The organism is Streptomyces sp. B21-105 (assembly GCF_036898465.1).
GTDB lineage: Bacteria > Actinomycetota > Actinomycetes > Streptomycetales > Streptomycetaceae > Streptomyces.
Genome location: NZ_JARUMJ010000001.1, coordinates 2,620,696 through 2,641,389, shown reverse-complemented (window position 1 = coordinate 2,641,389; position 20,694 = coordinate 2,620,696). Strand labels below are relative to the sequence as shown.

17 protein-coding genes are annotated in these 20,694 nt (G+C 71.6%); 8 read left to right on the top strand and 9 right to left on the bottom strand.

Features of this window, described 5'->3' with window-relative positions; all coding sequences use genetic code 11:
* Positions 1-44: 44 nt before the first annotated feature.
* From QA802_RS11935 to QA802_RS11920, 4 genes are all read right to left on the bottom strand, one after another.
* Positions 45-1,727: an alkaline phosphatase D family protein gene (locus QA802_RS11935; RefSeq protein WP_319167558.1), complete on the bottom strand. Its 1,683-nt coding sequence runs from the start codon at positions 1,725-1,727 to the stop codon at positions 45-47.
* A 101-nt stretch (positions 1,728-1,828) separates the two neighbouring features.
* Positions 1,829-2,671: a thioredoxin domain-containing protein gene (locus QA802_RS11930; protein ID WP_319167557.1), complete on the bottom strand. Its 843-nt coding sequence runs from the start codon at positions 2,669-2,671 to the stop codon at positions 1,829-1,831.
* 135 nt (positions 2,672-2,806) lie between these two features.
* Positions 2,807-3,502, bottom strand: coding sequence for a hypothetical protein (locus QA802_RS11925; protein WP_319167556.1), 696 nt, complete (start codon positions 3,500-3,502; stop codon positions 2,807-2,809).
* 102 nt (positions 3,503-3,604) lie between these two features.
* Positions 3,605-4,930 (bottom strand): DUF2252 domain-containing protein, encoded by a 1,326-nt coding sequence (locus QA802_RS11920; protein WP_319167554.1) that lies wholly within the window; start codon positions 4,928-4,930, stop codon positions 3,605-3,607.
* 212 nt (positions 4,931-5,142) lie between these two features.
* Between QA802_RS11920 and dnaE the strand changes: the two genes are divergently transcribed.
* On the top strand, positions 5,143-8,682 hold the full coding sequence (gene dnaE / locus QA802_RS11915; RefSeq protein WP_334521036.1) for a DNA polymerase III subunit alpha: 3,540 nt from the start codon (positions 5,143-5,145) through the stop codon (positions 8,680-8,682).
* Positions 8,683-8,774: 92 nt separating this feature from the next.
* On the opposite strand, the gene QA802_RS11910 is transcribed toward dnaE, so the two are convergent.
* Complete coding sequence (locus QA802_RS11910) at positions 8,775-8,942, bottom strand: hypothetical protein (RefSeq protein ID WP_319167550.1); 168 nt, start codon at positions 8,940-8,942, stop codon at positions 8,775-8,777.
* A 223-nt stretch (positions 8,943-9,165) separates the two neighbouring features.
* On the opposite strand from QA802_RS11910, the gene QA802_RS11905 reads away from it, so the two are divergent.
* The 4 genes from QA802_RS11905 to QA802_RS11890 all read left to right on the top strand — a co-directional run bounded on the left by QA802_RS11905 (position 9,166) and on the right by QA802_RS11890 (position 13,243).
* Positions 9,166-10,386 (top strand): NYN domain-containing protein, encoded by a 1,221-nt coding sequence (locus tag QA802_RS11905; protein ID WP_334521033.1) that lies wholly within the window; start codon positions 9,166-9,168, stop codon positions 10,384-10,386.
* Between the two features lie 107 nt (positions 10,387-10,493).
* Complete coding sequence (locus QA802_RS11900; RefSeq protein WP_319167546.1) at positions 10,494-11,468, top strand: ABC transporter ATP-binding protein; 975 nt, start codon at positions 10,494-10,496, stop codon at positions 11,466-11,468.
* Between the two features lie 196 nt (positions 11,469-11,664).
* Positions 11,665-12,489: an ABC transporter permease gene (locus QA802_RS11895; protein ID WP_416070842.1), complete on the top strand. Its 825-nt coding sequence runs from the start codon at positions 11,665-11,667 to the stop codon at positions 12,487-12,489.
* A gap of 34 nt (positions 12,490-12,523) precedes the next feature.
* A complete protein-coding gene (locus tag QA802_RS11890; RefSeq protein ID WP_334521028.1) occupies positions 12,524-13,243 on the top strand; it encodes a DUF2567 domain-containing protein in 720 nt (239 codons plus the stop codon).
* Positions 13,244-13,445: 202 nt separating this feature from the next.
* Here the strand turns inward: QA802_RS11890 and ybaK are convergent, their stop codons facing one another.
* From ybaK to QA802_RS11870, 4 genes are all read right to left on the bottom strand, one after another.
* Positions 13,446-13,949, bottom strand: a complete 504-nt coding sequence (ybaK, locus tag QA802_RS11885) for a Cys-tRNA(Pro) deacylase (RefSeq protein WP_334521025.1) — start codon at positions 13,947-13,949, stop codon at positions 13,446-13,448.
* Positions 13,950-13,956: 7 nt separating this feature from the next.
* Entirely contained in the window at positions 13,957-14,697 is a 741-nt protein-coding gene (locus tag QA802_RS11880; protein WP_319167538.1) for an LON peptidase substrate-binding domain-containing protein, read from the bottom strand.
* Positions 14,698-14,708: 11 nt separating this feature from the next.
* Entirely contained in the window at positions 14,709-15,749 is a 1,041-nt protein-coding gene (locus tag QA802_RS11875) for a hypothetical protein (RefSeq protein WP_334534558.1), read from the bottom strand.
* Between the two features lie 180 nt (positions 15,750-15,929).
* Entirely contained in the window at positions 15,930-17,504 is a 1,575-nt protein-coding gene (locus QA802_RS11870) for an oxidoreductase (RefSeq protein ID WP_443042091.1), read from the bottom strand.
* Positions 17,505-17,669: 165 nt separating this feature from the next.
* Between QA802_RS11870 and hisD the strand changes: the two genes are divergently transcribed.
* Genes hisD through hisB form a run of 3 tightly spaced genes read left to right on the top strand, consistent with a single transcriptional unit; the run spans position 17,670 to position 20,691 of the window.
* Positions 17,670-18,995 carry a histidinol dehydrogenase gene (gene hisD / locus QA802_RS11865; RefSeq protein WP_334521021.1) on the top strand — a complete coding sequence of 442 codons (1,326 nt, stop codon included), beginning with the start codon at positions 17,670-17,672 and terminating at the stop codon, positions 18,993-18,995.
* The gene (locus QA802_RS11860; protein WP_334534553.1) at positions 18,992-20,101 is read left to right on the top strand and encodes a histidinol-phosphate transaminase; all 1,110 of its coding nucleotides are present in this window, start codon (positions 18,992-18,994) and stop codon (positions 20,099-20,101) included. Before hisD ends, QA802_RS11860 begins: the two co-directional genes overlap by 4 nt.
* Entirely contained in the window at positions 20,098-20,691 is a 594-nt protein-coding gene (gene hisB / locus QA802_RS11855; RefSeq protein ID WP_319167534.1) for an imidazoleglycerol-phosphate dehydratase HisB, read from the top strand. The genes QA802_RS11860 and hisB overlap by 4 nt, the downstream gene beginning before the upstream one ends.
* Positions 20,692-20,694: the final 3 nt, after the last annotated feature.

Genomic DNA, 20,694 nt, shown 5'->3' with positions numbered 1-20,694 from the left:
ACTGCCCGGCTGCCCGGCTGACGGCTGACGGCCGGTGTCGTACGTCAGACGGGGTCGTACGTCCGCTCCACCTTCTGGGTGCCGCTGCGGGTGCGGTAGGAGCGGTGCCAGGAGGAGGTCGCGGTGGCGCTCGTGCGGTCGGACAGGACGTAGTAGTCCATCTGCGCGCGCTCGGCGGTGATGTCCAGCACGCCGTAGCCGTGCCGGTCGGTGTCGACGAAGTGGACGTGCCGGTTCGCGGCCCGGATGACGGGCGAGGCGACCGCGGTGAGGGTGCCCTCGGGGACCTTCACGATGTCGTCGAGGTTGTCGGAGGTCACCGAGGTGACCACGAACTCGGTGGCGGCCGAGGGCGACAGCGGATACGTCCCGGCGTCCACCGGCACGTCGTTGGCCCACGCCATGTGGATGTCTCCGGTCAGGAACACGGTGTTGCGGATGGCGTTCGCGCGCAGGTGGGCGAGGAGCTCGCGGCGGTCGTCGGTGTAGCCGTCCCACTGGTCGGTGTTGAGGGCTATCCCCTCCTGCGGCAGGCCGAGCAGCTCGGCGAGCGGCTTGAACAGGTCCGCGGCGAGCGAGCCGATGGCGAACGGCGAGATCATCACCGAGTTGCCGACCAGCCGCCAGATGGTGTCGGAGGACTTCAGCCCGGCCTTCAGCCAGTCCAGCTGGGCGCGCCCGGTGAGCGTGCGGTCCGGGTCGTCGACCGTGCCGTTGCCGACCTTGACCTGCTGGGAACGGAAGGAGCGCAGGTCCAGCAGCGAGAGATCGACGAGCTTGCCGAACCGCAGACGGCGGTAGGTGGTGCCGGCGATCGCGGGCCGGACCGGCATCCACTCGAAGTAGGCCTGTTTCGCGGCCGCCTGACGGGCCGACCAGGAGCCCTCGGCGCCTTCGGTGTGGTTCTCGGCGCCGCCCGACCAGGTGTCGTTGGCGAACTCGTGGTCGTCCCATATCGCGATGACCGGGGCCTTCACATGCAGCGCCTGAAGGTCGGGGTCCGTCTTGTAGATGCCGTGCCGGGTGCGGTAGTCGGCGAGCGTGCGGATCTCGTGGGTGGGCGCGGTCTGCCGCACGACGGTGTCGCGCGCCCCGTACTCGCCGGTGCCGTACTCGTAGATGTAGTCGCCCAGATGCAGCCAGGCGTCCAGGTCGCCGCGGGCCGCGAGGTGTCGGTACGAGGAGAAGTAGCCGGCCTCCCAGTTGGCGCAGGAGACCACGCCGAAGCGCAGACCCGTCACGGCGGCGTCCGTGGCGGGCGCGGTGCGGGCACGCGCGACGGGGGTCTCGGCGCCGTCCGCCGAGAAGCGGAAGTAGTAGTCGGTGGCCGGCTGAAGGCCGCGGATGTCGGCCTTGACGGTGTGGTCGGACGCGGCCGTGGCGGTCGTGGAGCCCTTGTTGACGACGTTCGTCAGCGCCCGGTCCGTGGCGACGACCCAGCTCACCTCGGTGTCCGGGCCGAGTCCGGAGCCCGGTGTCGCCTCGGCGGCGGGCGTCACCCGGGTCCACAGCAGGATGCCGTCGGGCAGCGGGTCGCCGGAGGCGAGGCCGTGCAGGAACGCCGGGGTCCGCGCGGCGGCGCGGGCCGGGAGCGCGGCTGCGAGCGGTCCGGCCAGGACGACGGTCGCCGCCGCGGCCTTGACGACCGTACGGCGGCGTGGAGAAAGGGAGTCGGGGTGCTCCGACGGGACGTCGGCGCTCGTGGACGATCTGTATCGACTGGTCACGGGCAATCAGATTACTGACGAGTACGACGGAGAGCGGGCGAACCGGAAAGAAGTTCGCCCGCTCTTCGACCGCGCGTCAGGAACCGGTCCGCAGACCGGGATCAGCCGCCCAGGGCCGCCGTGATCGCCGTGGTGTAGTCGGCGACCGACATGGGGGCGTTGTCACTGTTGGGGGCCGTGAGCTTCTTGCCGTCCATGACCAGGGAGGGGGTGCCGTCGACGCCGTCCTTGTTGTTGTCGAAGGTCTTCGACATCGCGAGGGCCCAGGCGTCATAGGTACCGTTCTTGACGGCGTTCTGGAACTTCGTGTTGCCCTTCAGCGCGGGAACCGCGTCGGCCACCTCGATGAGGTAGCTGTCGCTCTTGAACTTGTCGTCCGACTCCTCCGGGTGCCACTTCGCCGAGTAGAGCGCGGTCTTGTACTCGATGAACGCGTCCGTGCTCACGTTCAGCGCGGCGCCCATGGCGCTCAGCGCGTTCTTGGAGCCCTCGCCGCGCGAACCGATCGTGCCGTCACTGAGCCGGTCGCCGTCCAGGAACGAGGCGCCGATGTACTGGATCTTGAACTTGCCGGCGTCGAGGTCCTTCTCGACCGCCGCTCCGACCGTCTGCTCGAACTGCGCGCAGATCGGGCAGCGGGGGTCCTCGTACATCTTCAGGACCTTCTTGGCCGTGCTCTTGCCGAGCATGACCGTCGTGCCGTTCGTGCCCGAGGTGTTGGCGGGGGCGACGACCTTGGCGTCCTTCGCCTCCTCCCAGTAGCTGGGCTTGTTGGCCTGGACGACGGCGTAGCCTATGCCGCCGGCGGCGGCCAGGACGCCGACGACCGAGCAGGCGACGATGATCTGACGCTTGACCTTGGCGCGCTTGGCCTCGCGCTCGCGCTCGATGCGCAGCCGCTCCCGGGCGGCCGTCTTCGCCGCCGCACTGTTCCGCTTGCTCATGGTGATCTCCAAGAAGGGACGCGCACGCGTCGTGCGCGGAAGTTTCGTGTGAGGTGGTGCTCGGCGTGCCCGGTCTGTGCAGACGTGTGGTCCGTGCAGCGTGTGTCCGTGCGGACGTGCGGACGTGCGGTCTGTTCAGGCCGTGGCGGGGGAGCGCGGCGGTCCACGCCGTCCCAGGGAGTGCACGAGGATCCGGTCACGGGCGGTGGCCGAGCGGCGCGCGGGCCTCGGCAGGCGGCGGGCCGCCGGGGCGCGTCGGACGGTCACGGCGGCCACCGCGATCAGCAGGGGCCGGAAGGTGGTCGCGGTGGCCGCCCGCACCAGCTGGGCGAGCGCCCGCTCGCCCCGGCGCAGCCAGGCGGCGGCGATCAGGCCGACGCAGATGTGCGCGGCCAGCAGCAGCCAGGGGGCGGCCGGGTAGACATGGGCGAGGTGTCCGCCCAGCGCCGTGGGGTCGGAGCCGCCCGCGACCTGTGCGAGCGGGGTGCCGACACGGGTGCCGTCGCCGCACAGCACGTCCCAGCCGATCGAGGCCAGCGGGCCGGCGACCGGCCCGCCGGCCCGGCCGTAACAGACATGCTGACCGGTGGTGAAGACGGTGTCGGCCGCCAGTTCCAGCGGGATCAGCAGGGCGGCGATCCGCCCGAAGCCGCACTCGCGGCCGGCGAGGGCGTACGCGAGGGCGAACACCGCGGCCACGACGGCGGCCACCGTGTTGAGCGGCAGCGGGGCCCGCGACAGCAGCACGTGCGACGCGGCGCTGAGCGTCACGACGAAGGCCGTGAACAGCGCCGCGCGTACGGCTCTGAGGCGGGTCCCGGATATGTCCATAGCGGAGGAGAGTGTGTCACGTACCGCGGTAGGAGACCCCTAAAGAGTCCCTGTGAGAAGGCCTACTGTCTGAGAAGGCCCACTGTCTGAGAACGCCTGCTGTCACAGACCCGGAATCCGTCCGTTGCGGAACAGGTCGACGAAGATCTGGTGGTCGGCACGCGCGCGTGCGCCGTAGCCGTGCGCGAAGTCGACCAGGAGGGGTGCGAAGCCCTCCTCGTCGGCCGCGATCGCCGCGTCGATGGCCCGCTCGGTGGAGAAGGGGACCAGGGACTCGCCGGAGGTGTCGTCCGCCGCCGCGTGCATGGTGGCCGTCGCCCGGCCCAGGTCGGCGACGACGCCGGCGATCTCCTCCGGGTCGTCGATGTCGCCCCAGTCCAGGTCGACGGCGTACGGCGAGACCTCGGCGACCAGCTGGCCGGCACCGCCGAGCTCGGTCCAGCCCAGCCACGGGTCCGCGTGCTGCTGGAGGGCGCGCTGGGAGATCACCGTGCGATGGCCCTCGTGCTGGAAGTAGTCACGGATCGCCGGGTCGGTGATGTGCCGGGAGACGGCCGGGGTCTGGGCCTGCTTGATGTAGATCACGACGTCGTTCTCCAGGGCGTCGCTGTGACCCTCCAGGAGGATGTTGTACGACGGCAGACCGGCCGAGCCGATGCCGATGCCGCGGCGGCCGACGACGTCCTTCACCCGGTAGGAGTCCGGGCGGGCCAGCGATGTCTCCGGCAGAGTCTCCAGGTAGCCGTCGAAGGCGGCGAGCACCTTGTAGCGGGTGGCGGCGTCCAGCTCGATGGAGCCGCCGCCGGGCGCGAAGCGGCGCTCGAAGTCACGGATCTCCGTCATCGAGTCCAGCAGGCCGAAGCGGGTCAGCGAGCGGGCGTCGCGCAGGGCGTCCAGCAGCGGGCCCTGGGCGGTGTCCAGGGTGAAGGGCGGCACCTCGTCGCTCTTCGCGCCGGTGGCCAGCGCGTGGATCCGCTCGCGGTACGCGCCCGCGAAGACCTCCACCAGCTCCGTGATCTGGTCGTCGGAGAGCGCCTTCGCGTACCCGATGAGGGCGAGGGAGGCGGAGAGGCGCTTGAGGTCCCAGGTGAAGGGGCCGACGTAGGCCTCGTCGAAGTCGTTGACGTTGAAGATCAGCCGCCCGTTGGCGTCCATGTACGTGCCGAAGTTCTCCGCGTGCAGGTCTCCGTGGATCCACACGCGCGAGGTGCGCTCGTCCAGGAACGGGCCGCCCCGCTTCTCCGCGTCCAGGTCGTGGTAGAAGAGGCCGGCCGTGCCCCGGTAGAACGCGAACGCCGAGGCCGCCATCTTCCGGAACTTCACGCGGAACGCGGCCGGGTCGGCGGCCAGGAGCTCGCCGAACGCGGTGTCGAAGACGGCGAGGATCTGCTCGCCGCGGTGCTCGTCGTCGAGCTGCGGAACCGACATCGCTGGGTGCCTCCTGGTGCATGACGTGTACGACGGCGTCTCTGCCGTCTCCAACGGACGAAGGTACGCGGGAGTGCCCGTTTCCCTCCGGTGAAGGTACGCGGCGCGGCGGCCCTGGTGTCAGTGGTCGCATAGACTTCGACGCTGTCCCCCCGACCGCCCGCAACCGGTGGGACGCCAGTCGATCCGTGTTTCCCCTGGAGGCCGCAGCCGTGTCAAAGCCGCCGTTCACGCACCTGCACGTCCACACCCAGTACTCGCTGCTGGACGGTGCCGCGCGGCTCAAGGACATGTTCGACGCGTGCAACGAGATGGGCATGACCCACATCGCCATGTCCGACCACGGCAACCTCCACGGGGCCTACGACTTCTTCCACACCGCGAAGAAGGCCGGGGTCACCCCGATCATCGGGATCGAGGCGTACGTCGCCCCCGAGTCGCGCCGCAACAAGCGCAAGATCCAGTGGGGCCAGCCGCACCAGAAGCGCGACGACGTCTCCGGTTCCGGCGGCTACACCCACAAGACGATCTGGGCGGCGAACGCGACGGGCCTGCACAACCTCTTCAAGCTCTCCTCGGACGCGTACGCCGAGGGCTGGCTCCAGAAGTGGCCCCGGATGGACAAGGAGACCATCTCCCAGTGGTCCGAGGGCCTCATCGCCTCCACCGGCTGCCCCTCCGGCGAGCTCCAGACCCGGCTGCGCCTCGGCCAGTTCGACGAGGCCCTGAAGTCGGCCGCCGAGTACCAGGACATCTTCGGCAAGGACCGCTACTTCCTGGAGCTGATGGACCACGGCATCGACATCGAGCACCGGGTCCGTGACGGCCTGCTGGAGATCGGCAAGAAACTCGGCATCCCGCCGCTGGTCACCAACGACTCGCACTACACGTACGCGCACGAGGCGACCGCGCACGACGCGCTGCTGTGCATCCAGACCGGCAAGAACCTCTCCGACCCGGACCGCTTCCGCTTCGACGGCACCGGCTACTACCTGAAGTCCACGGACGAGATGTACGCCATCGACTCCTCGGACGCCTGGCAGGAGGGCTGCGCCAACACTCTCCTGGTGGCCGAGCAGATCGACACCACCGGCATGTTCGAGGCCAAGAACCTCATGCCGAAGTTCGACATCCCCGACGGCTTCACCGAGATCACCTGGTTCAAGGAGGAGGTCCGCCGGGGGATGGACCGCCGCTTCCCGGGCGGCGTCCCCGAGGACCGGCAGAAGCAGGTCGAGTACGAGATGGACGTCATCATCCAGATGGGGTTCCCGGGCTACTTCCTCGTCGTCGCCGACTTCATCATGTGGGCGAAGAAGAACGGCATCGCGGTCGGTCCCGGGCGTGGCTCCGCGGCCGGTTCGATCGTCGCCTACGCGATGGGCATCACCGACCTCGACCCGATCCCGCACGGCCTGATCTTCGAGCGGTTCCTCAACCCCGAGCGCGTCTCCATGCCCGACGTCGACATCGACTTCGACGAGCGCAGGCGCGTCGAGGTGATCCGGTACGTGACCGAGAAGTACGGCGCCGACAAGGTCGCCATGATCGGCACCTACGGCAAGATCAAGGCCAAGAACGCGATCAAGGACTCCGCGCGCGTGCTGGGCTACCCGTACGCGATGGGCGACCGCCTCACCAAGGCCATGCCCGCCGACGTCCTGGGCAAGGGCATCGACCTCAACGGCATCACCGACCCCTCGCACCCGCGCTACAGCGAGGCGGGCGAGATCCGCGCGATGTACGAGAACGAGCCGGACGTCAAGAAGGTCATCGACACCGCCAAGGGCGTCGAGGGCCTGGTCCGGCAGATGGGCGTGCACGCGGCCGGCGTGATCATGTCCAGCGAGCCCATCGTCGACCACGCCCCCATCTGGGTGCGGCACACCGACGGCGTGACCATCACCCAGTGGGACTACCCGCAGTGCGAGTCGCTCGGCCTGCTGAAGATGGACTTCCTCGGCCTGCGCAACCTCACGATCATGGACGACGCCGTCAAGATGGTGAAGTCCAACAAGGGCGTCGACCTCGACCTGCTGGCCCTGCCGCTCGACGACCCGAAGACCTTCGAACTCCTCCAGCGCGGTGAGACCCTCGGCGTCTTCCAGTTCGACGGCGGCCCCATGCGCTCCCTGCTGCGCCTGATGAAGCCCGACAACTTCGAGGACATCTCCGCCGTCTCCGCGCTCTACCGTCCGGGCCCGATGGGCATGGACTCGCACACCAACTACGCGCTGCGCAAGAACAAGCTCCAGGAGATCACGCCGATCCACCCGGAGCTGGAGAAGCCCCTCGAGGAGGTCCTGGCCGTCACCTACGGCCTGATCGTCTACCAGGAGCAGGTGCAGAAGGCCGCCCAGATCATCGCCGGGTACTCACTCGGCGAGGCCGACATCCTGCGCCGCGTGATGGGCAAGAAGAAGCCCGACGAGCTGGCGAAGAACTTCACCATCTTCCAGGCCGGCGCGAAGAAGAACGGCTACAGCGACGAGGCGATCCAGGCCCTGTGGGACGTGCTGGTCCCGTTCGCCGGCTACGCCTTCAACAAGGCGCACTCCGCCGCGTACGGCCTGGTCTCGTACTGGACCGCCTACCTGAAGGCCAACCACCCCGCCGAATACATGGCCGGGCTGCTCACCTCGGTCAAGGACGACAAGGACAAGTCGGCCGTCTACCTCAACGAGTGCCGGCGCATGGGCATCAAGGTGCTCCCGCCGAACGTCAACGAGTCGGTGCACAACTTCGCCGCCCAGGGCGACGACGTGATCCTCTTCGGCCTCGAGGCCGTCCGCAACGTCGGCACCAACGTGGTGGAGTCGATCATCAGGAGCCGCAAGGCCAAGGGCAAGTACGCCTCCTTCCCCGACTACCTCGACAAGGTCGAGGCCGTCGCCTGCAACAAGCGCACCACGGAGTCGCTGATCAAGGCGGGCGCGTTCGACACCCTGGGGCATACCCGCAAGGGCCTCACCGCCCACTTCGAGCCGATGATCGACAACGTGGTCGCGGTCAAGCGCAAGGAGGCCGAGGGACAGTTCGACCTCTTCGGGGGCATGGGCGAGGAGGAGACCACGGAACCGGGCTTCGGCCTGGACGTCGTCTTCACCGAGGACGAGTGGGACAAGACGTATCTGCTCGCCCAGGAGCGGGAGATGCTCGGTCTGTATGTCTCCGATCACCCGCTGTTCGGCCTGGAGCACGTGCTGTCCGACAAGGCGGACGCGGGAATCGCCCAGCTCACCGGCGGCGAGCACGCGGACGGCGCGGTGGTGACCATCGGCGGCATCATCTCCGGCCTCCAGCGCAAGATGACCAAGCAGGGCAACGCCTGGGCGATCGCCACCGTGGAGGACCTCGCGGGCTCCATCGAGTGCATGTTCTTCCCGGCGACCTACCAGCTCGTCTCCACCCAACTCGTCGAGGACGCCGTCGTCTTCGTCAAGGGCCGCCTCGACAAGCGCGAGGACGTGCCGCGGCTGGTCGCGATGGAGCTCCAGGTCCCGGACCTGTCGAACGCGGGCACCAACGCGCCCGTGATCCTCACCATCCCGGCGACCCGGGTCACCCCGCCGATGATCAACCGCCTCGGCGAGATCCTCACCCACCACAAGGGCGACAGCGAGGTCCGGATCAGGCTCCAGGGCCCGACGAAGACGACCGTCCTGCGGCTGGACCGGCACCGGGTCAAGCCCGACCCCGCGCTCTTCGGCGATCTGAAGGTCCTGCTCGGCCCGTCCTGCCTCGCGGGCTGATCGCTCGCCGCCACGACGCCGACGAGGGGCGCATCCGGCACCGGATGCGCCCCTCGTGCGTGCCCGGGCTGCAACAGCCCGCCGCGCGGACGTCAGTTGTGGCCGAAGCGCTTCTGCCGGCCCTTGCGGGCGACGTCGGCGGGCGACGCCTGGGTGATGCGCTGCTCGGCCTGCGACTCCATCGAGGACGGCTGCTGCGCCGTCTGCGGACCACGCTGGGACTGCGGCTGCTTACGATCCTGCTTCTTGTTCTTGGCCATGGTGATCTGCCTCCTGGGGGGATCTGGGGGCCAGAGACGGGACCAGATTCACATAGGCTGACTTGCGACGCATTTCGGACAATTACCGTCCGTGACAGGGGTTGTCGGAGCGCGGCGCCGCCAAACGCCACGCCGAAGATCGAGTTCCGGCCGTTAACCTCCGCACGGTCGGGCAGACTCGAAGGAAGCCCGAAGCAAACCTCCCGGAAAGAGGGTGAGTCGTGTGGACCGCTGCATCGTCCTGGTGGACGCCGGGTATCTGCTGGGGGCGGCCGCGAGTCTCCTCGCCGGGGAACCCTCGCGATCCCGTATCACCGTCGACCACTCCGCGCTCGTCCAGGGTCTGCGCGAACAGGCCGAGTCCGAGACCGAGCGCCCGCTGCTGCGCATCTACTGGTTCGACGGCGCCCCGGACCGCGTCCCCCAGCCGGAGCACCGCAGGCTGCGCGTGATGCCCCGGGTGACGGTCCGGCTGGGCGCCCTGACCCGCAGCGACGGGCGGTGGGCCCAGAAGGGCGTCGACGCCGCCATGCACGCCGAGCTGACCGAACTGGCCCGCAACCGCGCCTGCTCCGACGTCGTCCTCGTCACCGGCGACGGCGACCTGCTGCCGGGGATGATGGCCGCCAAGGAGCACGGCGTCGCCGTCCACCTCTGGGCCGTCCAGGCCGCCGACGGCGACTACAACCAGTCCGAGGACCTGGTCGCCGAGGCCGACGAGCGGCGCGTCCTGGACCGCATCTGGATCACCAAGGCGGTCCGCGCGAAGGAGCTCGGCGGGATCTGCGCGCCGCCGCCCGTGCCCCGCCCCGAGATCGCCGCGATCCTCTCCGCCCCGCTGCCCGACTCGGGGCTCGCCCCCACCGCCGAGCGGCCCCCGGAGGAGGCCGAGCACCCCTCGGTGACCGCCGGCTCCGACAACGGCGGGCAGGACCGCGTACCGGCCCCCAAGGGCGTCCCGACGCCCAAGGATCTCGCCGCTCTGCGCGCACCCGGGGCGCCCGCCGTCCAGCATCCGGCCACCGCGACCCTGCGCTGGTCCTCCGACAAGGGCTGGGTGGACCGCCCCGGGACCGCCCCCGAGCCCGCCGAGGTCGCCTCGATGCCGACGCTCGCGCAGGTCACCACGGCGGAGCAGCGCTGGGCCGACCGCGAGGAGGACATCACCACCGTCGGCGGCGACCCCTACGAGGTGGGACAGGTGTTCGCCCGCCGGTGGATGGCACGCCTCGGCGACCCGAGCCATCTGCAGAAGCTGTCGGGCATGTACCCGCGCATCCCGCACCGCATCGACGGAGAGCTGCTGAGGTACGCGGCCCGCTTCGGTCTGCTCGCGCACAAGGACGACCAGATCGACGAACATGACCGGTACGCCATCCGGGCGGGTTTCTGGCGCGAGATCGACGTGCGGACGGCCGCCGGGCACGCTCCGGCGGCGGACTGAGCGGGCCGCCCGCGACGCCCCGACCGCGAGCGGCGGTCCGCGACCCCGTACTCTCGTCCCTTGTGAGTACGCGCGCGGCACCGCCCCTTCGACACGGGAACGAGGTCGTGTGTGCGGTGCGCGGTCTGACCAAGACCTATCCGGCGGTCCGCGGCCGGCGCGGCACTCCCGCGACACCCGAGGTCCGGGCCACCGACGACGTACGGCTCGACATCCGGCGCGGTGAGATCTTCGGGCTGCTCGGACCCAACGGCGCCGGCAAGACCACCCTCGTCCGGCAGATGACCGGGCTGATGCGCCCCGACGCGGGCAGCGTGGAGATCCTCGGGCACGACATCGTGCGCCACCCCGAGCGGGCCGCCCGCATCCTCGCCTACCTCGGCCAGGAGTCCACCGCGCTCGACGACCTCACCGTCTCCCTCGCCGCCGAGACCACCGCGCGGCTGCGCGGCCTCGACGTGCACACGGCACGCCGGGAGCGGGACGCCGTCCTCGACGAACTGGGCCTCACCCCGCTCGCCGGACGCCCGCTGCGCAAACTGTCCGGCGGTCAGCGCCGCCTCGCCTGCTTCGCCGCCGTGCTGGTGGGGGAGCGGCCGCTGCTGGTGCTGGACGAGCCGACCACCGGCATGGACCCGGTGGCGCGCCGCGCGGTGTGGGCCGCCGTGGACCGGCGGCGCGCCGAACGCGGCACGACCGTGCTGCTCGTCACCCACAACGTCATCGAGGCCGAGACCGTGCTCGACCGGGTCGCCGTCCTCGACCAGGGCCGGGTCATCGCCTGCGACACCCCCGCCGGGCTGAAGGAGCAGGTCGCCGACGAGGTGCGGGTCGAGCTGGTGTGGCGGGAACGGGCGCCGCTGGAGGTGCCCGAGGTCGCCGCGCTGCGCGAGCGGGCCGTGGAGTCGGGGCGCCGCTGGACGCTGCGGCTGGCCCCGGACGAGGCCCGCGCGGTCGTCGCCACCGTCACCGGCGGGGCCGCCTTCGCCGCGCTGGACGACTTCACCCTTGCCACGCCGAGCCTGGAGGACGTCTATCTGGCGCTCGGCGGGGCGGCACGGCAGGGGCTGGTGCGGGCGTGAGCGCGGCGTGGACGACGGGAGCGGCGTGGACGCCGGGAGTGGGGCACAGCGGGGTGCGGAACTGGGAGGTGCGGAGCCGCGGAGTGCGGAGCTGCGAGGTGCGGAGCTGCGAGGTGTGGAGCGACGGGGGGAGCGGGCGAGCCGACGGGTCCGTATGGGACGGTATGAGAGCCGTAGGGAAGAGGAGCAACGCCACGTGAGTGTCGTACCCGCCGAGGTTCTGCCGGGCGGCGCCCGGGCCGTCACCGAGACGCCCCGCGCCGCGGCCGCCGAACTCGCGCCGCGTGCCCGGCTGTGGCCGTCGCTCGTGGCCGTGTACCGGGCGCAGCTGTCCCGGGCGCGGGTGGCGCGCATCCCGCTGCTGTTCGTGGCGACCTTCCAGTCGGTCGGCATCCTGATCATGATGCGGGGCGTGGTGGACGGCGGAAGCGAGGCGGAGGCCGTGGTGGCGGGCTCCGCGGTGCTCGTCGTGGCCTTCGTCGCGCTGAACCTGCTCGCGCAGTACTTCGGCCAGCTGCGGGCGAGCGGGGGGCTGGACCACTACGCGACCCTGCCCGTGCCGCCGGCCGCCGTCGTGCTGGGCGCCGCCGGGGCGTACGCCTCGTTCACGGTGCCGGGGACGCTGGTCACCGCGGTCTTCGGCTGTGTGCTGTTCGGGCTGCCGCTGACCCACCTGTGGGTGCTGGCGGCCGTCATCCCGCTGGCGGGCGCCGCGCTGTCCGGGCTCGGGGCGGCCTTCGGGCTGCTCGCGCCGCGGCCGGAGCTGGCCACCGTGCTGGGGCAGTTGGGCATGTCGGCGGCGCTGCTGCTGGGCGTGCTGCCGCCGGACCGGATGCCGGAGGCGGTGCGCTTCGCCCGGGACCTGCTCCCGTCCACCTACGGGGTCGAGGCCTTCGCCCGGACCTTCGGGCCGCATCCCGACTGGGCGTTCGTGCTCGGCGACCTCGCCGTGTGCGCGGGCGTGGGCGTCGTCTCGCTCGCCGTCGCCACCTGGGCGTACCGCCGGGCCGCCGTCCGGTGACGCGCCGCGCGGGTGCGCCTGGCACGATGTCGGTGTGACCGCACCGCTGACTCCGCCTCCGCCGCCGCACGAACCGTCCGGGCACGAACCGTCCGGGCACGAGCCGTCCGGGTACGCGGCCTGGCCCCCGCCGCCCGGAGGGTACGCGGGGGTGGCCACCGCGCCCCACGACGGCGCGTACGGACAGGACGGGCCCGGGATGAAGACCGAACTGCGGGAAGCCGCCGTGATCACGGCGGGTACCGCCCTCGCAGGGGTGCTGCTGGGGCTGCTGTGGGTGTGGCTGGCGCCGCGGGTTCCGCTCGTCGGCGAGCTGTCGGACGGCAGCTGGGTCGTCTACTTCAAGGACACCGAGGGGGAGCAGGCGATCGGGGTGGACGGCACGTTCACTCTGCTGGCCCTGGCCTGCGGCGCCGTGAGCGCGGCGGCGGTCTTCCTGTGGCGGCGGCGCGGGGGAGTGCCCCTGGTGGTGGCGCTGGGTCTGGGCGGCCTGCTCGGCTCGCTGCTGGCCTGGCGGCTGGGGGTGTGGCTGGGGCCCGACTCCGATGTCATCGCGCACGCGCAGGCCGCCGGCAAGGGCGTCACGTTCTCGGCGCCGTTGCGGCTCGGGGCGAAGGGGGCGCTGCTGGCGTGGTCGCTGGCCGCGATGCTGGTGCATCTGGGGCTCACGGCGTTGTTCGGGCCCCGGGATCCCGAGCCGTTCCCGCCGTACGGGGCGGGGTCCAAGGACGGGTACGGGGCGCCGATGGCGTAGGGGGGTTCGTCGGGGCGGCGGGGGCGGTTTCTTCGCCCCCGCCCCCGCCTTCCCTTCCCTTCCCGTGTCCAGGGGCACTGCCCCTGCGGGCACCCTGCCAGGGGGCTCCGCCCCCCGGACCCCCGTCGGCTTGGACGGCCTCGCCCTCGAACTCCCCCATAGGGGGCACCCCCGGACGGGCTGGAAATCCGGGCGGCGTTCGTCAGGGGCGGGCGATGGGGGCCAGCAGGGCGTCGGTCTGGGTGGTCAGGTCTCCTGGGGAGAGTTCGACCTCCAGGCCTCTGCGGCCCGCCGAGACGCAGATGGTGGCGTGCGTCGTCGCCGAGTCGTCCAGGACCGTGCGGAGCTTCTTGCGCTGGCCGAGCGGGGAGATGCCGCCGCGGACGTAGCCCGTGGTGCGTTCGGCCAGCGCCGGGTCGGCCATCGCCGCGCGCTTGCCGCCCACCGCCGAGGCCAGGGCCTTCAGGTCGAGGGAGCCCGCGACGGGAACCACCGCCACGGTGAGGGTTCCGTCCACGTCCGCGACCAGGGTCTTGAAGACGCGGTCGGGGGAGACGCCCATCGCCTCGGCCGCCTCCTCGCCGTAGGAGGGGTGGCTCGGGTCGTGGTCGTAGGCGTGGACCGTGTAGTCCACGCCCGCCGCCGCCAGGGCCACCGTCGCGGGCGTGCCGCCGGACTGCTGCTGCTTCTTCGGCTTCTTCGCCATGGGGCCCTCAGTTGAGACTGGTCGGGGCGCGGGTCAGGTCCGCCGCCGGCAGCGAGGGCAGGCTGCGGATGATGGCAGTCTCGGCGCGCAGCACGGTCAGCTCGTCCCGCAGCCGGGACGCCGTGTCGGGGGCCTGAAGGAGGCGCTGCTTGCTCGGGACGTCCAGCATCATCGCCGCGGCCACCAGGTACGACACCACCGAGGGGTCGTCCGGCAGGTCCGCGCCGGTGGTCAGCGAGCGCTCGCGGGCGCCCGCCAGCCGCTTCTGGTACTGGCGGAAGGCGCGCAGCACGCCCTCGGCGAGTGCGCCCGCCTCGTCGCCCGGTTCCTCCGGCAGCTCCTGGAGCTCCGCCGTCAGGAACGGGCCCGACGCGTCCACCGACAGCAGCTTGACCCGGGTCGTGCCCGTCGCCAGCACCTCGAAGGTGCCGTCGGCGCGCTCGCGGATCGTCGCGGCGTCGGCCACGCAGCCCACGCCGTGGAACGTCTTCGCGGGGTCCTCGCCGAAACCGGCGGCCGGGCCGCGCTCGGTCACCCCCGTCCGGTCGGGGAGCCCCTTGGCGCTGGGGGCCACCTCGTGGCCGTCACGGATGGCCACGACGGCGAACCGGCGCGATTCGTCCTCGGGAGTCTTCAGAAGATCGCGCATCATGGCGCGATAACGCTCCTCGAAGACGTTGAGCGGGAGCACGAGTCCCGGGAACAACACCGAGTTCAGCGGGAAGAGCGGCAGACGGACGGTGGTCACGACGCAGAAGCCTAATGGTCCAGTGGACGGGCTCGTTCGCCGTGCCCGTTCCCCGGTCGCCAGGGCGGGCTGCCGGACGGGCCCGAGCGGACGTCCTCGCGCACGGCCAGGAAGTGGCCGAGCGGGTCGTCCGACAGCCGCCCCCAGGGGAAGGACGTCGCGTACGGGCCGATCAGCCGCAGCTGGGCGAGGGCGTCGTCGCGGCGGTCCAGGCGGACCAGGACGTACGTCAGCACGTTGCGGATCTCGGCCGGCCACGGGTCGGCGGCCGGGAAACGCGCGGAGAGCGCGACCGCGCGGTCGGCGGCCGCGTCCAGCCGCTCGCGCGGCACCTCGGGGCCGCAGCCGTCGGTGAGGTAGGCGAAGGCCGCCCGGGCCGGCAGTGCCTGGACGAGGGCGCCGGCCGGCGCGTCCTGCGCGGCCCGGTCGGCGAAGTCGAAGCACTCGTGGTGGGAGCCGTGCCACGACTCGGCCAGATAGCGCTTGGCGGCGACATGGCAGCCGTAGTGGTGCGGGGCGCGGCGCACCGCGGCCGCCCACAGCTCGCCGAAGTACTTGTGCCCGGCCCGGGAACCGCGGGCGTGGTCCAGGGCTATCCGCCACGGCACCGGGTCGCGGACGTCGCTCTGCGCGGCGGCGGTGATCAGCGGACTCACCTCGCGCAGCAGCTCGGCCCGGGCCGGCGACCGCCAGACCCGCGTCACGGCGAGCTGGGCGGAGACGAGCAGCACGTCGGGGTCGCGCGGGGCGGCGGCGCGCCAGTCCTCGAACCACTCCGGGCGGGAGTGGGCGAAGGCCGCGAGCCGCGTCGCGTACCGGTCGCGGTACTCCCACTCGGCCCGTTCCCGGGTGTGGGCGAGCAGTTCGGCGGCCGGCGCGTAAGCGCCGAGGCCGGCGGCGACCAGCGCGGGCCCGAGCCGGTCGTCGGGCACGTCGAGGAGCACCTCGTCGTCGGCGGGGAGCCCGGCGGCGCTGTGGGGGGCATTCCGTGCCGGCCGGGAACTGCGGGAGGCGCGGATGAACGGGGGCAGCAGAGCCATGGTGCCGACTATTGAAAAGCCGCGGCTTCAGATTGCGCCAGAGGCTTCACGCAACCTGTGGAAAGTTGTACGCCTCCCGGTCAAGGGATGGTAAAGGTGAGCGTTCAACAACTTTTCCCGGCGCGCACCCCTCAAACCCGCACCCCCTCAAACCCTCCCTCAGCACGGCGATCCCCCAGCCGCGCGATCCCCTCAGCTCCGGCGCAGCAGCCTCGTCGCGCCCGCCGCCACGGCCGTCGCCAGGATCCAGCCGAGCAGGACCAACGCCGTCGACAGCCACTGCCAGCCGCCGCTCAACTGCCACTGGCCGACCTGCCCCAGGTCGATGACCGGCAGCAGCAGGTCGAGGGCGAACAGGGCCGGGTTCCAGGGCGGGTGCCCCTGCCGGTCGACGGGCGGGTGCGCGGCGTACGCGAAGGCCAGCGAACTCGCCGCCCACAGCACCGCCATCCACACCGCGGCGCGGCCCGGCCGGTACCCGTAGGCGACCGTCCAGTCCTGCGCGTAGCCCCAGAGCTTCGCGGCCGGCGGCAGCGTCTCGCGGCGACGGCGCTGCTTGGCCAGCAGGACCTCGCGCGCGTCCTCGTCCTCCCCGCCGGTCCGCAGCACGGCCGCCAGCCGCTCGTACGGCTCCGGGGCGTATTCGGCGGTCGCCGCGGCCACCCAGCGCAACCGCTCGGCCAGCGGGAACGGCCCCTGCGGCACCAGGTTCTCGTACGCGAAGCCACCCATGTGCAGAGCGCCGGGACCCGGCCAGGCGCTCGCCCGGTCCACCAGGTTGATCACCCGGGCGCCGGACAGGACCACCTTGCCGCGCAGCGGCTGCTCGCCCAGGAAGCGCAGCTCGGGCGTCTGCACCCGGCGCAGCGACAGCTCCTGCTCGTCCGTGAGGACGAACCGGGCCCGCTCCAGGTCCACCGCGTCCCCGAACCGGCCGTCGTCCAGACGTATCCCGCCCCGGCACTCGAAACGCTGGATGCGCGTCCCGCGGGCCGGGGTGACACCGCTCAGCGCCTGGCCGCCGACGCCGGCCGGGGTGAGGTACAGCGAACGCTCCACGGTCAGCTGGGGCGCGTTCAGCGCGAGCCGCGTGTACGGGTTGACCAGCCGCGCCCCGCGCAGGCTCAGCGACACGCCGATCTTGGCGCTGCGCAGGCTCAGCTCACCGTGCGACTCGAGGAGTTCGGCCTGGAGGTCCTGGCCGACCGTCATGCCGTCGGCGGCGATCGAGCGGCCGGTGCGGTCCCGGTGGACGATCGCCTGGTTCAGCATCAGGTCCGTGCCGATGTGCGCGTCGGTGAGCCGCACGCCGTTGTGGAAGCGGCAGCGCGGGAGGTGCAGATCGCCCTCGGTGTGCACCCGCGCCGCCTCCAGGCGCGGCACCGAGCAGTCCACCAGCCGCACGGTCGTGAACCTGGCCTCGGGCAGCAGCACGTCCCGCTCGAAGCGGCAGCGCTTCATCTCCACGTACGGCACCACGGTGCCGCCCGCTAGATCCAGCGAGCCGCTGATCTGCACACCGGCCAGCTTCATCGAGGCCACCCGACCGGCCAGCGCCGGCGGCCCGTCCAGCAGCAGCCAGGCGACGATCCGGGCCCGCACGGTCCGCGCCCCGCCCCACGGATGGCCGCCGTGCGGATCGTCGACGACCGTGTCGCCGCTGCTCAGGTCGTACACACTGCCGTTGCGGAAGGCCTGCCACATGCCCGCCTCGGCCGCGGTCAGGTCGTCCGGCAGATCGCCCGCGCCGTCGGTCACCGCTGTCACCCGTCACCCCCTCCGTCACTCATCGGTTTCGCACGGCTGTTCTGCCCGCTGAGTGACCCCCCGAACACCCAACGTGAAGGCGATCTTCCGAGTTCCGGCCACGGTCTGTATCAGCCATTGATACGCGCGGACGACGCCCGATCCCGGTCTGAGAGAATTGACCGCGTGATCTCCCGAATCGATCTGCGCGGCGACGCCCTTCCCGAGGGACCCGCCCTGCGCGACCTGCTGCCCCGAGCCGACTTCGACGTCTCGGCCGCCCTCGAGAAGGTGCGTCCGATCTGCGAGGCCGTGCATCATCGGGGCGACGCGGCGCTGATCGACTTCGCTGAGAGGTTCGACGGGGTGCGGCTGGAATCCGTACGGGTCCCCGCCCGGGCGATCGCCGACGCGCTGGACGGGCTCGACCCGGCGGTTCGCGCGGCCCTGGAGGAGTCCATCCGCCGCGCCCGTCTCGTCCACCGCGAGCAGCGCCGTACGACCCACACCACCCAGGTCGTGCCCGGCGGCACCGTGACCGAGAAGTGGGTTCCCGTCGACCGGGTCGGGCTGTACGCGCCCGGCGGCCGCTCGGTCTACCCGTCCTCCGTGGTGATGAACGTGGTGCCCGCGCAGGAGGCGGGCGTCGAGTCCATCGCCCTGGCCTCGCCCGCCCAGGCCGAGTTCGGCGGACTGCCCCACCCGACGATCCTCGCCGCCTGCGCCCTGCTCGGCGTCGACGAGGTGTACGCGGCCGGTGGCGCGACCGCCGTCGCGATGTTCGCGCACGGCACCGAGTCCTGCGCGCCCGCGAACATGGTCACCGGCCCCGGCAACATCTGGGTCGCCGCCGCCAAGCGCTACTTCGCCGGCAAGATCGGCATCGACGCCGAGGCGGGGCCGACCGAGATCGCCGTCCTCGCCGACGCCACGGCCGACCCCGTGCACGTCGCCGCCGATCTGATCAGCCAGGCCGAGCACGACCCGCTGGCCGCCGCCGTCCTGGTCACCGACTCCGTCGAGCTGGCGGACGCGGTCGCCAAGGAGCTGGAACCGCAGGTCGCGGCCACCAAGCACGTCGAGGACCGGATCGTCCCGGCGCTCGCCGGCCGGCAGTCCGCGATCGTGCTGGTCGACGGCGTCGACGAGGGCCTGCGGGTGGTCGACGCCTACGGCGCGGAGCACCTGGAGATCCAGACGGCGGACTCCGCCGCCGTGGCCGACCGGGTGCGGAACGCGGGCGCGATCTTCGTCGGGCCCTGGGCGCCGGTCTCGCTCGGCGACTACGCGGCCGGCTCCAACCACGTGCTCCCGACGGGTGGCTGCGCCTGCCACTCCTCCGGGCTGTCCGTGCAGTCCTTCCTCCGCGGCATCCACATCGTGGACTACACGCGCGACGCGCTCGCCGAGGTCGCCCACCACGTGGTGACCCTGGCGGAGGCGGAGGACCTGCCCGCCCACGGGGCGGCGATCAAGGCGCGGTTCGCATGGAAGGTACCGACGAGCAAGTGAGCTTCGGAATCGACGATCTCCCCGTACGGGACGAGCTGCGCGGCAAGTCCCCCTACGGCGCGCCCCAGCTGGACGTCCCCGTACGGCTGAACACGAACGAGAACCCCTACCCGCTGCCCGAGCCGCTGGTCGAGCGGATCGCCGAGCGGGTGCGTGACGCGGCCCGCGAACTCAACCGTTACCCGGACCGCGACGCCGTGGAGCTGCGGACGCAGCTGGCGAAGTACCTCACGGACACGACGGGGCACGAGGTCGCCCCGGCCAACGTGTGGGCCGCCAACGGCTCCAACGAGGTCCTCCAGCAGCTGCTGCAGACCTTCGGCGGACCCGGCCGCACCGCGATCGGCTTCGAGCCGTCGTACTCGATGCACGGGCTCATCGCCCGCGGCACCGGGACCGGATGGATCTCCGGGCCGCGAGGCGCCGACTTCACCGTCGACCTCGCGGCCGCCGAGAAGGCCATCGCCGAGCACCGCCCCGACGTCGTCTTCGTCACCACCCCCAACAACCCCACCGGCACCGCGGTCCAGGCCGAGACGGTCCTCGCGCTGTACGAGGCCGCCCAGGCCGCGAAGCCGTCGATCGTCGTGGTCGACGAGGCGTACATCGAGTTCAGCCACGGCGACTCGCTGCTGCCCCTGATCGAGGGCCGGCCCCACCTCGTGGTGTCGCGCACGATGTCGAAGGCCTTCGGCGCGGCGGGCCTGCGCCTCGGCTACCTCGCCGCGCACCCCGCGGTGGTGGACGCGGTCCAGCTGGTGCGGCTGCCGTACCACCTGTCGGCCGTCACGCAGGCGACCGCGCTGGCCGCCCTGGAACACACCGACACCCTGCTGAAGTACGTTGAGCAGCTGAAGTCGGAGCGGGACCGCCTGGTCGGCGAACTGCTCGCGGCCGGCTACGAGGTCACGCCGTCCGACGCCAACTTCGTGCAGTTCGGGCGGTTCGACGACGCCCACGCGGTGTGGCGGCAGATCCTCGACCGGGGCGTCCTGGTCCGGGACAACGGGGTGCCCGGCTGGCTGCGGGTCACCGCCGGAACCCCCGAAGAGAACGACGCGTTCCTCGACGCGGTCCGTGAACTGAAGAAGGAGCAGAGCGCATGAACCGCGTGGGACGCATAGAGCGCACGACGAAGGAGACCTCGGTCCTCGTCGAGATCAACCTCGACGGCTCCGGCAAGGTCGACGTGTCGACCGGCGTCGGCTTCTACGACCACATGCTCGACCAGCTCGGACGACACGGGCTGTTCGACCTGACCGTGAAGACCGACGGCGACCTGCACATCGACTCGCACCACACCATCGAGGACACCGCCCTCGCGCTGGGCGCCGCCTTCAAGCAGGCCCTCGGGGACAAGGTGGGTATCTACCGCTTCGGCAACTGCACGGTCCCGCTGGACGAATCCCTCGCCCAGGTCACCGTCGACCTCTCCGGCCGCCCCTACCTCGTGCACACCGAGCCCGAGAAGATGGCGCCGATGATCGGCGAGTACGACACGACGATGACCCGGCACATCCTGGAGTCCTTCGTCGCCCAGGCGCAGATCGCGCTGCACGTGCACGTGCCCTACGGGCGCAACGCGCACCACATCGTGGAGTGCCAGTTCAAGGCGCTCGCCCGGGCCCTGCGCTACGCCTCCGAACGCGACCCGCGCGCGGCCGGCATCCTCCCCTCCACGAAGGGCGCGCTGTAACGC

Excerpts from the sequence above, each read along its gene's own strand:
- ybaK (WP_334521025.1), bottom strand. The coding sequence starts at position 13,949 with ATGGCGAAGAAGCCGAAGAAGCAGCAGCAGTCCGGCGGCACGCCCGCG.
- hisB (WP_319167534.1), top strand. The coding sequence starts at position 20,098 with ATGAACCGCGTGGGACGCATAGAGCGCACGACGAAGGAGACCTCGGTC.
- QA802_RS11910 (WP_319167550.1), bottom strand. The coding sequence starts at position 8,942 with ATGGCCAAGAACAAGAAGCAGGATCGTAAGCAGCCGCAGTCCCAGCGT.
- QA802_RS11925 (WP_319167556.1), bottom strand. The coding sequence starts at position 3,502 with ATGGACATATCCGGGACCCGCCTCAGAGCCGTACGCGCGGCGCTGTTC.
- QA802_RS11920 (WP_319167554.1), bottom strand. The coding sequence starts at position 4,930 with ATGTCGGTTCCGCAGCTCGACGACGAGCACCGCGGCGAGCAGATCCTC.
- QA802_RS11930 (WP_319167557.1), bottom strand. The coding sequence starts at position 2,671 with ATGAGCAAGCGGAACAGTGCGGCGGCGAAGACGGCCGCCCGGGAGCGG.